Here is a 14,758-nt window from a genome sequence, read left to right as displayed (position 1 = left end):
CGCCCCGCTCCCCCGGATCGGGTGATCCGGCGGGGCGGGGCGTCGGCCGGCGGTCCTACGGGATCGCCTCCGCCGCGACGGCGACCTCCGCCACGCCGTCCCGGTCCGTGCCGACTTCCCGGTCCTTGCCGACTTCCCGGTCCTTGCCGACTTCCCGATCCTTCTTGAACTGGGTCCGGTACAGCTCCGCGTACCGGCCCTCCGCCGTGAGCAACTCCTCGTGCGTGCCCCGCTCCACGATCCGCCCGGCCTCCACGACGAGGATCACGTCCGCGGTCCGCACGGTGGACAGCCGGTGTGCGATCACCACGGCCGTGCGTCCTTCCAGCGCCTCGGTGAGCGCCTCCTGGACCGCCGCCTCCGAGGTGTTGTCCAGATGGGCGGTGGCCTCGTCGAGGATGACGACACGCTGGCGGGCGAGCAGCAGCCGGGCGATGGTCATGCGCTGGCGCTCGCCGCCGGAGAGACGGTAACCGCGCTCGCCGACCACGGTGTCGAGGCCGTCGGGCAGCGAGCGTACGAGGTCTTCGAGGCGGGACCTGCGCAGTACGTCCCACAGGTCGTCCTCCGTCGCGGAGGGGCGGGCCAGGAGCAGGTTGTCGCGTACCGAGTCGTGGAAGAGGTGACCGTCCTGGGTGACCATGCCGAGAGTCTCGCGCATCGACTCGGCGCTCAGGTCGCGGACGTCGACGCCGCCGATGCGGACGGAGCCCTCGTCGGTGTCGTACAGGCGCGGCAGCAGTTGCGCGATGGTGGACTTGCCGGCGCCGGAGGAGCCGACGAGGGCGACGGTCTGGCCGGGCTCGGCGCGGAAGGACACACCGTGCAGGACCTCGGCGCCACCCCGGGTGTCGAGGGCGGCGACCTCCTCGAGGGAGGCTAGGGAGACCTTGTCGGCGGAGGGGTAGGCGAAGCGGACGTCCTGGAACTCCACGGCCGCCGGACCTTCCGGGACCGTACGGGCGTCCGGTTTCTCCTCGATGAGCGGCTTAAGGTCGAGCACCTCGAAGACGCGCTCGAAGCTCACCAGGGCGCTCATGACCTCGACGCGCGCCCCGGCGAGCGAGGTGAGCGGCGCGTACAGGCGGGTCAGCAGCAACGCCAGTGAGACGACGGCGCCCGGCTCCAGGCTGCCGCGCAGGGCGAACCAGCCGCCGAGCCCGTACACGAGCGCCAGGGCCAGGGCGGAGACCAGCGTGAGGGCCGTGATGAACGCCGACTGCGCCATCGCCGTACGCACCCCGATGTCCCGCACCCGCCGGGCCCGCGCCGCGAACTCCGCGGACTCGTCCTCGGGCCGCCCGAAGAGCTTGATGAGCGTGGCGCCGGGCGCGGAGAACCGCTCGGTCATCCGGGTGCCCATCGACGCGTTCAGGTTCGCCGCCTCCCGTTGCAGGCGTGCCATCCGGCTGCCCGTCCGCCGTGCGGGCACCACGAACAGCGGCAGCAGCACCAGCGCGAGCAGGGTGATCTGCCAGGACAGGGTGAGCATGACGGCGAGGGTGAGCAGCAGCGTGACGAGATTGCTGACGACTCCGGACAGCGTGTTGCTGAAGGCGCGCTGGGCGCCGATCACGTCGTTGTTGAGTCGACTGACCAGCGCGCCCGTACGGGTACGTGTGAAGAACGCGACCGGCATGCGCTGCACATGATCGAACACAGCCGTGCGCAGATCGAGGATGAGCCCCTCACCGAGCGTCGCCGACAGCCAGCGGCCGAGGAGCCCGAGCGCCGCCTCGGCGAGCGCGATGAGTGCGATGAGCACGGCAAGGCGGATGACGGTGCTTTCCTCACCGCCGGACACGATGGCGTCCACGACGCGCCCCGCGAGCACCGGCGTCGCGACGGCCAGCAGCGCGGTCAGCACGCTGAGGACCACGAACTGACCGATGCGGCGGCGATGCGGACGGGCGAAGGCGGCGATGCGACGCAGGGTCGCGCGGGCGAAGGGACGACGCTCCTGCTGCGCGTTCATGACGCTGTACAGCTGGGTCCAGGCTGTGCTCTCCATGCTCATGGGAGTGACCGTAGGACCTCAAGCAACCTTGAGGTCAATGATTCCCGGACGAAGTCCAGTGAAGAACACAGGAAGTCCAGTGAAGAAGACAGTAAGGAATCCATGACGGCATCCACGACGGCGACGACCCCTCCCGCACCTTGCCCGGCACGTCAGCCGCCGGACGCGCGCCCGCAACCCCCCGTTGGCGCGGCGTGGAGAACCTCTCCCGATGTGACAGCGGTTCGACTTCCCCAGAAGCTTCCCCAGGGGTTCTCCCAAGGATCCCGACGCTTCCCGCTCAGGTCGGTCCTGTGCGTGATCCCGCTCGCCCTCGTCCTGGTGGTCGCGGTGCGGCATCGGTCCGTCCTCATGGAGGGCTTCGGCCATCTGCGCTCGGCCGAGTGGCCGTGGCTGCTGGCGGCCGCCGTCGCGACCTGCCTGACCTGGGTCGCCGCGGCCTCCGCCCGGCAGGGCGCGGTCATGCAGCGGCTGCCCGCGCGTCGGCTGCTCGCCACCCAGTTCGCCGCGGGCGCGGCCAACCACCTGCTGCCGACCGGTCTCGGCGCCGGCGCGGTCAATCTGCGCTTCATGACCGTGTGCGGCGTGCCGCTCGCCCGCTCCTCCGCCGCGCTCGCGCTCTACATGCTCGCGGAGTCGATCGCCCGGCTGACCCTCCTGGTGGGCCTGCTCATCGCGTTCCCGGGAGCCCTGCACATCGGGTCCCTCCTCCCCTCCGGCGCGATCGGCCCCTTGCTGCTCGCCGCGGGAGTGGTCCTCCTGGCCGCGGTGGCCACGCTTCTTCTCGTACGACGGCTGCGCGGGGCCGTGTGGTCGTTCCTGCGCACCGCGCTCGGCGAGGCCCGCTCCGTGCACACCCGTCCGGCCCGCGCGCTCGCCCTGTGGGGCGGATCGCTCGCCTTCCCGCTGCTGCAGGCCGCCGGGCTGGCCGCGGTCGGTCAGGCGATGAACCTGGCGGTGCCGCCCCTGCACATGGCTCTCGCGTATCTGGCCGCGACGGCGGCCGTCGCGATGGTGCCCACGCCAGGCGGCATCGGTTCGGTGGAGGCGGCGCTGATCGTCGCACTGGTGGCGGCGGGCGGCCCGGTGGCCGTGGCGACGGCGGTCGTGCTGGCGTACCGGATCATCACGGTGTGGGTGCCGCTGCTGCCCGGGGCGCTGACGCTGGGGGCGCTGGTCCGTCTGAAGGTGATCTGAGCGGCACGGCTCTGCGCCACCGGAAGCTCCGGAGTAACCTCCCCGTACGCCGCTCAGGAGAAGGCGTACTTGGCCGGGAGAAGGGGACAGCACGATGTCGGTCCGGATCGAACGCCAGGGGTACGTCACCACGGTCATCCTCTCCCGCCCCGCCGCCCGCAACGCCGTGGACGGGCCGACCGCCGCCGAACTCGCCGACGCCTTTCGGGAGTTCGAGGCGGACGAGACGGCCCGGGTGGCGGTGCTCTGGGGCGAGGGCGGCACGTTCTGCGCCGGCGCGGACCTCAAGGCGATCGGCACCGAGTACGGCAACAGGGTCGCGGAGGACGGTGACGGGCCGATGGGTCCCACCCGGCTGCGGCTGTCCAAGCCGGTCATCGCGGCGGTCGCCGGGCATGCCGTGGCGGGCGGCCTGGAACTGGCACTCTGGTGCGATCTGCGGGTCGCCGAGCAGGACGCCGTCTTCGGCGTCTTCTGCCGCCGTTGGGGCGTCCCGCTCATCGACGGCGGCACCGTACGGCTCCCCCGCCTCATCGGCGCAAGCCGTGCGATGGACATGATCCTCACCGGCCGCGCGGTCCCGGCCGCCGAGGCGTACGAGATGGGCCTCGCCAACCGGCTCGTCCCGACCGGCCGCGCCCGGGCCGAGGCCGAGGAACTCGCCGCGGCCATCGCCGACTTCCCCCAGTCCTGCCTGCGCAGCGACCGCGCGTCGGTCCTCGACCAGGAGGGCCTGGTCGAGGAGGCGGCCATGCGCGTCGAACTCCGTTACGGCATGGACGTGTTGGCCGAGGGCATGGAGGGCGCCGCCCGCTTCGCGTCGGGAGCCGGGCGGCACGGCTCGTTCACGGCGCGGTAGCGGGCCGGGGCCGGTGCCGTGTCGCGCTCCTCGGCCCGGTCGGGTCGGTCTCGACCGGATCGGCCCCGGCCGAGACCCTGGTGACGGACCGACAGGAGTGGTCGGCAGGGACATCGGCAGGCGTGGTCGGCAGGTGTGCCGGAAGCATGTGGGCCCGGTAACGGACGTACCCGTGAGTACGGCAGGATGAGAGGTCGCCCCGGACGGCGAACACGCGTCCGGGCGTGATCGTGCATTCCCGGATTCGAGCAGGTGGCAAGTGACGACACAGCACATCCGGCCCACGGGCCTTCCCCTCCGTCGCACGGGAGGCGGCCGGTGAAACACTCCCTCACACTGGACGACCTGTTGATGGCCGGGATACCCGTGGTGGCGGGACTGCTGGCCGCGTTCCTGCTGCGCATACTGCTGCGCTGGCTCGGCAAGCACGCCTCGCGCACCCGGTGGAGCGGTGACGACTTCATCGTCGACGCGCTGCGTACGCTCGTCCCCTGGGGAGCGATCGCCGCGGGTGTCTCGGCGGCGGGCGCGGTGCTTCCGCTGACGGCTCCGGTCGGACGCAACGTCAACAAGGTCCTGACCGTCGTCCTCATCTTCGTCGCGACCCTGACCGCGGCCCGGGTCATCACCGGTCTCGTCAGGTCGCTGGCCCAGTCCCGCTCGGGTGTCGCGGGTTCGGCCACCATCTTCGTCAACATCACCCGGGTCGTGGTGCTGGCGATGGGCTTCCTCGTCATGCTGCAGACGCTGGGCATCTCCATAGCCCCGCTGCTCACGGCCCTGGGTGTGGGCGGTCTCGCGGTGGCGCTCGCCCTGCAGGACACCCTCGCCAACCTCTTCGCGGGCGTCCACATCCTCGCCTCGAAGACGGTCCAGCCCGGCGACTACATACGGCTCAGCAGCGGCGAGGAGGGCTACGTCGTCGACATCAACTGGCGCAACACGACGGTCCGTCAGCTCTCCAACAACCTGGTCATCATCCCCAACGCCCAGCTCGCGGGCACCAACATGACCAACTTCAACCGCCCCGAGCAGCAGATGACCCTCATCGTCCAGGTCGGCGTCGGCTACGACAGCGACCTGGAGCATGTCGAACGCGTGACCACCGAGGTCGTCACCGAGACGATGACCGAGATCACCGGCGCCGTCCCGGACCACGAGCCCGCCGTCCGCTTCCACACCTTCGGCGACTCCCGCATCAGCTTCAGCGTCATCCTCGGCGTCGGGGAGTTCAGCGACCAGTACCGGATCAAGCACGAGTTCATCAAGCGCCTGCACAAGCGGTACCGGCAGGAGGGCATCCGGATTCCGGCGCCCGCGCGGACGGTGGCGCTGCAGCCGGGCGGGGCGGAGCTGCTCGAGGCGGGCATACCGCACCAGCGCGAGGCCACGTCGGGGAGGTAGAGCCCGGGAGGCCGGGCCGGTCGCGCCCCCGACGCCTCGGAGGCGATGGCGATGCGGTCCTCGGTGCTCGCGAAGGAGCCCCGGTGACACTCGGCGGAGCACTCGACACGGACGGTCACCCCGGCGTGTTCCGGCGGTGGGCGCGCCGGGGCGACCCGTGACTTTTCGCCCATGTGCGGATCGCGGTGGCGCCGACCGGCGGGGCCGTGGGGGCCGTCACTCTCGTGCGATATCTCATGGTTCGCTGGCGTTCGGAAGGACGAGCCGGTACACGTGGGCGTTCGTCCCGCAGGAGCGTGAGGGCGTCGAGGGCGGGTGCCTGCGGCGCGCCACCTCCCGTTCACGGCGATGGCGGGCGGACCCCTGTCGAGTCGGGGTCGCTCACGAGATATCTTGATGTCGAGCAATGTTGCAGACGTGGAGCGGAGCACCCGGTGACTGACTCGACCATCATTTACACGCACACTGACGAGGCCCCGGCCCTGGCGACGTATTCGTTCCTGCCGGTGGTCCAGGCGTACGCCTCGCAGGCGGGTGTCACTGTGGAGACCCGTGACATCTCGCTGGCCGGGCGCATCCTCGCGCTCTTCCCCGAGTTCCTCGAGGAGGGGCAGCGCGTTCCCGACGCCCTCGCCGAGCTCGGTGACCTGGCCAAGACGCCCGAGGCCAACATCATCAAGCTGCCGAACGTCTCGGCCTCGATCCCGCAGCTGAAGGCCGCGGTCGCCGAGCTCCAGGAGCAGGGCTACGCGCTCCCGGCCTACCCGGACGACCCGAAGTCGGACGAGGAGCGCGACATCCGCGCCCGTTACGACAAGGTCAAGGGCTCCGCCGTGAACCCGGTCCTGCGCGAGGGCAATTCCGACCGCCGCGCCCCCGCGTCGGTCAAGAACTACGCCAAGACCCACCCGCACCGCATGGGCGCCTGGACCCCCGAGTCCAAGACCAACGTCGCCACCATGGGCGCCGACGACTTCCGCTCCACCGAGAAGTCCACGGTGATCTCCGAGGCGGGCTCGCTCCGCATCGAGCTGGCGGGCGACGACGGCTCCACCACCGTGCTGCGCGAGTCGGTACCCGTCCTCGCGGGCGAGGTCGTCGACGCGTCCGTCATGCACGTCGCGCCGCTGCGCGAGTTCCTCACGGCGCAGATCGCCCGTGCCAAGGCCGAGGACGTGCTGTTCTCCGTGCACCTCAAGGCCACGATGATGAAGGTCTCCGACCCGATCGTCTTCGGCCACGTCGTACGCGCCTTCTTCCCCAAGACGTTCGCGAAGTACGGCGAGACCTTCGCCGCTGCCGGTCTGACCCCGAACGACGGTCTGGGCGGCATCTTCAAGGGCCTGGAGGCGCTGCCCGAGGGCGCCGAGATCAAGGCGTCCTTCGACGCCGAGCTCGCCGAGGGCCCGGCCCTCGCGATGGTCGACTCGGACAAGGGCATCACCAACCTGCACGTCCCCTCCGACGTGATCGTCGACGCCTCCATGCCGGCGATGATCCGCACCTCCGGCCACATGTGGGGCCCGGACGGCCAGGAGGCCGACACCCTCGCCGTCCTCCCGGACAGCAGCTACTCCGGCGTCTACCAGGTCGTCATCGACGACTGCCGCGCCCACGGCGCCTTCGACCCGTCCACCATGGGCTCGGTGCCGAACGTCGGTCTGATGGCCCAGAAGGCCGAGGAGTACGGCAGCCACGACAAGACCTTCGAGATCCCCACCACCGGCACGGTCCGCCTCGTCGACCAGGCCGGCAACGTGGTCCTGGAGCAGGCCGTCGGCGCGGGCGACATCTTCCGCGCCTGCCAGACCAAGGACGACCCGATCAAGGACTGGGTGAAGCTGGCCGTCACCCGCGCCCGCGCCACCGGCGACCCGGCGGTGTTCTGGCTGGACGAGACCCGCGCCCACGACACGCAGCTGATCGAGAAGGTCAACGCGTACCTGCCGGAGCACGACACCGAGGGCCTGGAGATCAAGATTCTGTCCCCGGTCGAGGCGACGAAGTTCTCCCTGGAGCGCATCCGCAAGGGCCTGAACACCATCTCGGTCACCGGCAACGTCCTGCGTGACTACCTGACCGACCTGTTCCCGATCCTGGAGCTGGGCACCAGCGCCAAGATGCTCTCCGTCGTTCCGCTGATGGCGGGGGGCGGCCTCTTCGAGACGGGTGCCGGCGGCTCCGCCCCGAAGCACGTCCAGCAGCTGGTCAAGGAGAACTACCTGCGCTGGGACAGCCTGGGCGAGTTCTTCGCCCTCGCGGCCAGCTTCGAGCACCTCGCGCAGAGCACGGGCAACGCGCGCGCCCAGGTGCTCGCCGACACCCTCGACCGTGCGACGGCGACCTTCCTCAACGAGGACAAGTCGCCGACCCGTCGCGTCGGCGGCATCGACAACCGCGGCAGCCACTTCTACCTGGGCCTGTACTGGGCGCAGGAGTTGGCCAAGCAGACCGACGACGCGGACCTCGCCAAGGCGTTCGCCCCGCTCGCCGAGACGCTGACCGCGCAGGAGCGGACGATCGTCGACGAGCTGCTCGCGGTCCAGGGCAAGCCCGCCGACATCGGCGGCTACTACCAGCCCGACCCGGCCAAGGCCGCGACCGTCATGCGCCCCTCGGCCACCTGGAACGCGACGCTCGCGACCCTCGCCTGACACACCGTCGGCGCCCACGCGTCACCACCGCACCGCCCCGGCCGGGTTCTCCGGCCGGGGCGGTCGCGTGTCCGCCGACGCCGCTGCCTCCGACGGCCCACCCTTACGCGCGCAGGCAGGTGACATCGGCGGTCCACCTGGGTGATCAGCGGTGGCGGGCCGGAACTCCCGCTCTTAGCTTCGGCCTATGACGAAACGACAGATGGCCTACCTCGCCTGCACCGCAGCCGTCACGGCGTCGGTGCTGGGTGCCGCCCCGTCGACCGAGCACCCGACGGTGCACTGGGTCAAACCCGGCGGGTCGATCCAGAAGGCCGTGAATTCCGCACACCCGGGGGACACCGTCGTCCTCTCCCCCGGCACCTACCACGAGAGTGTCCGCGTCACGGTGTCGAACCTGACGCTGCGCGGCTACGGTGCGCGCTCCACCGTCATCGTGCCGGGCAAGGCATCCGGCAGCTGCGCCAAGGCCGGCGACGGGATCTGTGTCACCGGAACGGACAAAAAGCGCGTCAATGGCGTCACCATCAGCTCACTGACCCTCAGAGGCTTCGCCAAGCACGGCCTGTGGGCGTCGGGCACCGACCGGCTGACGGTCCAGGGAGTGGTCGCCGAGAAGAACGGCCAGTGGGGCATCGCCCAGGAGCGCTCCGTGCGCGGGGTGTTCCGCTACAACCTCGCCCGGAACAACGGCGACGCCGGACTGTTCCTGTCCAACACGGTCAGCACCGAGGAGGGCGCCCGGGACACCCTGGGGACGGTCGTCAGTCACAACCTTCTGACCGGCAACCGGATCGGCGTCACGGTCCGGCGGCTGCGGAACCTGACCGTCGATCACAACGAGGCGACCGGCAACTGCGCCGCGGTGTTCGTCGTGGGCGACGAGAACAAGCCGCACGTCGGGGCGCTGAGCGTGGTCCGCAACTACGTCCACGCCAACAACAAGTACTGCCCCAAGACCCCCCGTCTGCCCTTCCTGCAGGGCTCCGGGATCGTCCTCACCGGCGCCGAGAGGACACTGGTGGCGGAGAACAGGGTCGAGGACAACGTGGGCACCTCCCCGCTGTCCGGCGGCATCGTGCTGTACAAGAGCTTCGTAGGCGCCATCAACGAACACAACGAGATCCGCAACAACCTGGCGCAGCGCAACGGCAAGGCCGACCTCGCCAACCGCGACCGCGCCAAGGGCAAGCGCAACACCTTCCACGACAACACCTGCGCGCACTCCGAGCCCGCCGGACTGTGCTGACCCCTCCCCCCACCAGCACGACCCCAGAAGCGAGGCACCACGATGACCACTGTTGATCCGGCTCCCCCGAGCACGGTCGACCCGGCTCCCCCACCACCGTCCATGCGGCTGCGGGAGCTCGCCTTCGGAGCGGCGTGCGCCGCCGCCGTACGGGCGGCCGCCCGCCTCGGCGTGGCGGACGCCCTGGGCGACACGCCCATGCGCGTGGAGGACCTGGCGGCGACGGTGAGGGCCCAGCCGAAGACCCTGCGGCGGCTGCTGCGCGCGCTGTCCTGCCAGGGGGTCTTCACCGAACTCCCGGACGGCACCTTCGCGCACACGGAGATGTCCCGGCTGCTGCGCGAGGACGACCCGCACAGCCTCCGCTACATCGCGCTGTGGTGCACCGAGCCGTGGACGTGGAACGTCTGGCCGAAGCTCGACGAGGCGGTGCGCTCCGGCCGGAACGTCTTCGAGGATGTGTACGAGCGGGAGTTCTTCGACTACCTCAACGAAGAGGCCCCGGAGTCGGCGTACGTGTTCAACCGGGCCATGACGACGTCCAGCGAGCAGTCGGCGCGGGACGTGGCGAACCTTCTCGATCTGCGAGGCGTGTCCTCGGTCGCGGACATCGGCGGCGGTCAGGGCCAGGTCCTGGTCAGCCTGCTGGAGAAGCACCCCGGGATGCACGGCACGCTGCTCGACCTGCCGGGAGTGGTGGAGAACGCCGATCCCCGACTGCGCGGCGGCGGTTCGCTGGCCGAGCGGGTGCGCGTCGTGGCCGGTGACTGCCGGGAGGACATCCCCGTCCAGGCGGACCTCTACATCATCAAGAACATCCTGGAGTGGGACGACGACAGCACCCGCAGGGCGCTGGCCAACATCCGCAAGGCGGCGCGGCCCGGTGCCCGCGTCGTCGTCATCGAGAACCTCGTGGACGACACCCCGTCGATGCGGTTCACCACGGCCATGGACCTGCTGCTGCTCCTCAATGTCGGTGGTGCGAAGCACACCCGGCAGAGCATGGTCGACCGGCTGACGGACGCGGGGCTCGTCATCAACGAGTTCCGTCCGGTCAACGCGTATCTGCACGCCTTCGAGTGCACGATCCCCAGCTGATCCGGCCTTCCCGACGCACCGGGAAAAACCCGAGGCCGCCGGCTCCGCGTCCATCGCGGGGTCGGCGGCCTCGGGTTGTGTCCGGGCGTTCGCCTCAGGAGACGGCGTCCCGCTCCCAGCGGTAGAAGCACTGGGCCATGGCGTCCTTGGGGCTGCGCCACGTCTGCGGGTCGTACGCGCTGACGTACGCCGACAGCTGCTCGCTGACGCTCCGGAACTCGGGGTGCCCGACCACCTTCGCGATGGCGGGCGCCGGGTCCTTGTCGGCTTCGATGAGGTGCATGTACACATCACCGAACTGGAAGAGGCTGCGCCGCTTGACGCCGATCAGGTGCGGGAGTTCACCGCGGTCGGAGGCGGCGAACACATCGGCGATCGCCGGGGCCGAGTCGGGCGCCATGCGCGCGACGATGAGGGCGTGGTGCATCGGTTGTCCTTCCTGAGCTCCGGCTGTCAGCCGGGCATCGGCGCGTTCTGACGGTCGCGGGCGACCTTCTCGATCCGGTCCCGGATGAGCTCCATCTGGACGCGGGAGTTGCGGTTGATGTTGTCCGTCATCCAGGCGTCGTCGACCGGGGCCTCGGGCTTCATCGCGAAGTCCTGCACCCAGTGCATGTGGGTGCCCTCGGGGGTCTCCTCGTACTCCCACCGGATGTTCATGTGGTCGAAGGGGCCCGTCTCGACGCGGCGGGCGCGGACCGTCCGCCTGGCGCGGTCCACGGTCCGCTCCGAGACCCAGCTCCAGACCTTGCCGTTCTCGTCCGGGTGCATGGTCAGGCGGAACTTCGTCGTGTCGCCGTCGCGGGAGAGCACTTCCAGGGACGCGTACTCGCTGAAGAGCTGCGGCCAGTTCTCGATGTCGTTGGTGATGTCCCAGACGAGGTCGAGAGGGGCGTCGATGGTGATGCTGTTCTCGGTGTGTCCTGCCACTTTCAGGCTCCAGCCTTGAGGGTGTTGTTGACGAGGTCGAGGAACTCACGGGGGGTCTTGCAGCGCTCGGCGTCGGGGGGCAGCGGCTGGCTGTACCGGTTCTCCAGCTCACCGACGATGCCGAGCAGGCCGAGGGAGTCGAGGCCGAGGGTGCCGAACGGGGAGTCGGACGACTTCTCGAGGTCCTCGGGGTCGACGGAGACACCGGCCGCCTTCTTCATCAGCGAGGCCAGTTCGATGAGGGTCACTTCGGTGGTGATCATGAGTCTGTTCTCCTTCCCGCCCGGTCCTATCGGGCGGAGTCGCCGCCACGGCGCACTACCAGCGCCGCGTTGGAGCCCATCAGTCCCCTGCTGAGGACCAGGGCCGTGTGCAGCTCGGTGGGACGAGCGCTCGACATCACCAGGTCGAGGTCGTGGCAGATGTCGAACACGTTGGGGGTGGGGGGTACCTGGCCGTTCTCCATGGCGAGCACCGCGGCCGCGGTGTCCAGCACGGGTGCCCCGCAGTAGGCCCGCCCGATGCCCGTCTTGGGCGCCGTGACGGGGACCCGGGTGCCGTGCTTACCGAGGGCGTCGGCAATGGCCAGGGCTTCGGCGCGGTCCGCCTCCGGAACGCCCAGGGCGTCGGCGAACACGACGTCGATCTCCTCCGGAGCGCAGCCGGCCTCGTCGAGGGCGCCACGGATCGCGTGGGCGAGACCCTCTCTGGACCGCTCCCAACGGGAGGCTCCGGTGAACGTGGCCCCATGGCCGGCCACGATGGCCCGGACGGCCGCCCCGCGCTCACGGGCGCGGGTCTCGTCCTCCACGACGAGCATGGCTCCCCCCTCCGCGGGAGCGAAGCCGCGCGCTCCCGCGGTGAAGGGCCGATAGGCCTGACCGGGATCCTCGGCGGTGCTGATCTCGGGGTATCCGAGCTGGCACACCATCGAGTACGGGGCGAGGGGGGCCTCCGCGGATCCGACGACCACCGCGCCGGTGCCGCGCCGTACACCCCGGGCGGCGAGCGCGATGGAGTCCAGGCCACCCGCCTCGTCGCTCGCGACCACTCCACACGGTCCCTTGAAGCCGCCCCGGATGGAGATCTGGCCGGTGCTGGCGGCGTAGAACCAGGCGATGGACTGGTACGGGCCCACGTACCGGGATCCCTGGCCCCACAGCTTCTGGAGCTCGCGCTGTCCGAACTCGCCGCCACCTGATCCGGCGGCGGTGATCACGCCGATGTCGTACGGGTCCGCGGGGTCACCCTGACCAAGGCCGGCGTCGTCGAGGGCGAGCACGGTCGCCGCCATCGCGAAGTGGCTGAAACGGTCCGTCTGGACGAGGAACCGCTCCTCGATGAGGGCCGCGGCGTCGAAGGCCCGGACCTCGCCCGCGATACGGAGCGGCAGGTGCTCGCATCCCTCGCGGGTGATCCGGTCCAGGACGACGAGGCCTTCTCTGACGGACTTCCAGTACGCGTCGGCGCGCAGTCCGTTGGGCGCGATCACACCGATGCCGGTGATGGCCGCGCGCCGGGGGCGCTGAGTGCGCAGAGTGGTCATCGGTTCCTCCCACCCGGCCCGGTCAGGAGCACCGCGGACTGGAATCCGCCGAATCCGCTGCCCACGGAGAGCACGTTGCTCAGCTTCCGCGGGCGTGCGGTGCGCGGCACGTAGTCCAGGTCGCACTCGGGGTCGGGAGTTTCGTAGTTCGCCGTGGGCGGCACCACTTGGTGCTTCAGGGCGAGGACGCAGGCGACGACCTCTATCGCGCCGATCGCGCCCAGCGAGTGCCCCACCATGGACTTGATGGAGCTCATGGGCGTCTTGTAGGCGTGCTCGCCCAGGGACCGCTTGACCGCGGCGGTCTCGTGCCGGTCGTTCTGTCGGGTGCCCGAGCCGTGCGCGTTGACGTAGTCGATCAGGGTGGGGTCGAGGCGGGCCTGGTCGAGCGTGGTGTCGATCGCCCGGGCCATCTCCAGCCCCTCGCTGGTCAGACCGGTCATGTGGTAGGCGTTGCCGTAGGTGGCGTAGCCGCTTATCTCGCAGTAGATGTGCGCGCCGCGGGCTCGGGCGTGCTCGTACTCCTCCAGGACCAGTACCGCGCCGCCCTCACCCATGACGAAGCCGTTGCGGTGGGCGTCGAAGGGCCGGGAGGCGTGCTCGGGGTCGTCGTTGTCGGGTGAGGTGGCCTTGATGGCGTCGAAGCACGCCATGGTGATCGGGGATATCGGAGAGTCCGACGCTCCGGCTATGCAGACGTCCGCCCGGCCCTCCTCGATGGTGTGGAAGGCGTAGCCGACCGCGTCGAGTCCGGAGGTGCAGCCGGTGGAGACGGTCTGCACCGGTCCCTGGGCACCGAACTCCTCGGCGACGACCGAGGCCAGCGTGCTGGGCGAGAACGCCAGGTGCAGCTGCGGGTCGGCCGCGCGGTGGTCCACGTCCCACCGCCGGCCCCGTTCGCTGACCTGGACGTAGTCGTGTTCCAGGCGGGTGGTGCCGCCGACGGCGCTGCCCAGGGAGACCGCGACCCGCCAGGGGTCCTCCTTGCCGGTGTCGAGTCCGGAGTCGCGGACGGCTTCCCCGGCCGCGACCACGGCGAACTGGATGTACCGGTCGGCGTGTTCACTCAGCTCCGGGTCGAGGCCGTGCGCGAGCGGGTCGAAGTCGCATTCGGCGGCTATGCGGGACCGCAGGCCCGCCGGGTCGAACAGCGAGATGCCGCGGGTCGCGGTGCGGCCGTTGGACAGGAGGTCCCAGAACGCCGTCGCCCCGGTGCCGCCCGGAGCGACCACACCGACACCGGTGACGGCCACCCGCCGGGTCACTTTATGGCCCCACTTCGCTCGGACGGCTGTCCGTGGTCCGGCGCGGACAGGTCCGCCCCGGCGGTGGCGAACTCGGGGCCGGGCGCGGTGTCGTCGGTCACCTCCGTGTCGACGTGGCCGAGGCTCGGACGCGGAGCGAGCGGGCCCAGGTGGAAGACCATGCGGGCTTCCGTGTCGCCGACGTTGCGGAAGCGGTGCCGCATGTTGATCGGGATCAGCAGACCCTGATCGGGCCGCAGGGCGAAGGTGTCGCCGTCCAGGTCCACTTCGAGGGCGCCGTTGACGACGTACACGAACTCCTCGGAGTACGGGTGGTAGTGCTCACCGATACGCTCGCCGGGCTGGATGAGGGCCAGGCCCATGAAGCCGCTGGTGGACCCCGCCGTGGCGGGCGTGAGCATGGCCCGGATGTCGCCTCCGCGCCTGCGGTTGGGTTCCGTCTCGCTCAGGTCCACGATGCGTGGATGCTTCTTGAACATGCTTGATACCTCCGGGTGGGGCAGTGACGTCCGGGGAGGGAGGGCCGCGGACGGAGCCGC

13 protein-coding genes are annotated in these 14,758 nt (G+C 70.4%); 6 read left to right on the top strand and 7 right to left on the bottom strand.

What is annotated here, in order from left to right:
* Positions 1–55: 55 nt before the first annotated feature.
* On the bottom strand, positions 56–2,011 hold the full coding sequence (locus AAFF41_RS41605) for an ABC transporter ATP-binding protein (protein ID WP_319749248.1): 1,956 nt from the start codon (positions 2,009–2,011) through the stop codon (positions 56–58).
* Between the two features lie 219 nt (positions 2,012–2,230).
* On the opposite strand from AAFF41_RS41605, the gene AAFF41_RS41600 reads away from it, so the two are divergent.
* The 6 genes from AAFF41_RS41600 (at position 2,231) to AAFF41_RS41575 (ending at position 10,478) form a co-directional block, all read left to right on the top strand.
* Positions 2,231–3,214: a lysylphosphatidylglycerol synthase transmembrane domain-containing protein gene (locus tag AAFF41_RS41600; RefSeq protein ID WP_415925895.1), complete on the top strand. Its 984-nt coding sequence runs from the start codon at positions 2,231–2,233 to the stop codon at positions 3,212–3,214.
* 94 nt (positions 3,215–3,308) lie between these two features.
* Complete coding sequence (locus AAFF41_RS41595) at positions 3,309–4,073, top strand: crotonase/enoyl-CoA hydratase family protein (protein ID WP_343325675.1); 765 nt, start codon at positions 3,309–3,311, stop codon at positions 4,071–4,073.
* A 318-nt stretch (positions 4,074–4,391) separates the two neighbouring features.
* A complete protein-coding gene (locus AAFF41_RS41590; protein ID WP_319749207.1) occupies positions 4,392–5,477 on the top strand; it encodes a mechanosensitive ion channel family protein in 1,086 nt (361 codons plus the stop codon).
* Between the two features lie 434 nt (positions 5,478–5,911).
* Positions 5,912–8,131, top strand: coding sequence for an NADP-dependent isocitrate dehydrogenase (locus tag AAFF41_RS41585; RefSeq protein WP_054232635.1), 2,220 nt, complete (start codon positions 5,912–5,914; stop codon positions 8,129–8,131).
* 187 nt (positions 8,132–8,318) lie between these two features.
* Entirely contained in the window at positions 8,319–9,380 is a 1,062-nt protein-coding gene (locus AAFF41_RS41580; protein WP_319749208.1) for a right-handed parallel beta-helix repeat-containing protein, read from the top strand.
* A 42-nt stretch (positions 9,381–9,422) separates the two neighbouring features.
* Positions 9,423–10,478: a methyltransferase gene (locus AAFF41_RS41575; protein ID WP_319749209.1), complete on the top strand. Its 1,056-nt coding sequence runs from the start codon at positions 9,423–9,425 to the stop codon at positions 10,476–10,478.
* 94 nt (positions 10,479–10,572) lie between these two features.
* Here AAFF41_RS41575 and AAFF41_RS41570 read toward each other — a convergent pair whose 3' ends face one another.
* From AAFF41_RS41570 to AAFF41_RS41545, 6 genes are read right to left on the bottom strand one after another with little or no spacing between them, the layout of a single operon-like run.
* On the bottom strand, positions 10,573–10,905 hold the full coding sequence (locus AAFF41_RS41570) for a TcmI family type II polyketide cyclase (RefSeq protein WP_054232638.1): 333 nt from the start codon (positions 10,903–10,905) through the stop codon (positions 10,573–10,575).
* Positions 10,906–10,931: 26 nt separating this feature from the next.
* The gene (locus tag AAFF41_RS41565; protein WP_054232639.1) at positions 10,932–11,408 is read right to left on the bottom strand and encodes an SRPBCC family protein; all 477 of its coding nucleotides are present in this window, start codon (positions 11,406–11,408) and stop codon (positions 10,932–10,934) included.
* Positions 11,409–11,410: 2 nt separating this feature from the next.
* Positions 11,411–11,671, bottom strand: a complete 261-nt coding sequence (locus tag AAFF41_RS41560; protein WP_054232640.1) for a phosphopantetheine-binding protein — start codon at positions 11,669–11,671, stop codon at positions 11,411–11,413.
* 26 nt (positions 11,672–11,697) lie between these two features.
* Positions 11,698–12,954: a ketosynthase chain-length factor gene (locus AAFF41_RS41555; protein ID WP_319749210.1), complete on the bottom strand. Its 1,257-nt coding sequence runs from the start codon at positions 12,952–12,954 to the stop codon at positions 11,698–11,700.
* Positions 12,951–14,219, bottom strand: coding sequence for a beta-ketoacyl-[acyl-carrier-protein] synthase family protein (locus AAFF41_RS41550; protein WP_319749211.1), 1,269 nt, complete (start codon positions 14,217–14,219; stop codon positions 12,951–12,953). Before AAFF41_RS41550 ends, AAFF41_RS41555 begins: the two co-directional genes overlap by 4 nt.
* On the bottom strand, positions 14,216–14,698 hold the full coding sequence (locus AAFF41_RS41545) for a cupin domain-containing protein (protein WP_075030275.1): 483 nt from the start codon (positions 14,696–14,698) through the stop codon (positions 14,216–14,218). The genes AAFF41_RS41550 and AAFF41_RS41545 overlap by 4 nt, the downstream gene beginning before the upstream one ends.
* Positions 14,699–14,758 lie beyond the last annotated feature (60 nt).

The sequence above is a fragment of the Streptomyces mirabilis genome (genome assembly GCF_039503195.1).
GTDB lineage: Bacteria > Actinomycetota > Actinomycetes > Streptomycetales > Streptomycetaceae > Streptomyces > Streptomyces mirabilis_D.
This window is presented reverse-complemented; position numbering and strand designations above follow the sequence as displayed.

What these genes read in the sequence shown, in the direction of transcription:
- AAFF41_RS41605 (WP_319749248.1), bottom strand. Translation starts at nt 2,011, where the DNA reads ATGGAGAGCACAGCCTGGACCCAGCTGTACAGCGTCATGAACGCGCAG.
- AAFF41_RS41595 (WP_343325675.1), top strand. Translation starts at nt 3,309, where the DNA reads ATGTCGGTCCGGATCGAACGCCAGGGGTACGTCACCACGGTCATCCTC.
- AAFF41_RS41580 (WP_319749208.1), top strand. Translation starts at nt 8,319, where the DNA reads ATGACGAAACGACAGATGGCCTACCTCGCCTGCACCGCAGCCGTCACG.
- AAFF41_RS41575 (WP_319749209.1), top strand. Translation starts at nt 9,423, where the DNA reads ATGACCACTGTTGATCCGGCTCCCCCGAGCACGGTCGACCCGGCTCCC.
- AAFF41_RS41570 (WP_054232638.1), bottom strand. Translation starts at nt 10,905, where the DNA reads ATGCACCACGCCCTCATCGTCGCGCGCATGGCGCCCGACTCGGCCCCG.
- AAFF41_RS41560 (WP_054232640.1), bottom strand. Translation starts at nt 11,671, where the DNA reads ATGATCACCACCGAAGTGACCCTCATCGAACTGGCCTCGCTGATGAAG.
- AAFF41_RS41555 (WP_319749210.1), bottom strand. Translation starts at nt 12,954, where the DNA reads ATGACCACTCTGCGCACTCAGCGCCCCCGGCGCGCGGCCATCACCGGC.
- AAFF41_RS41545 (WP_075030275.1), bottom strand. Translation starts at nt 14,698, where the DNA reads ATGTTCAAGAAGCATCCACGCATCGTGGACCTGAGCGAGACGGAACCC.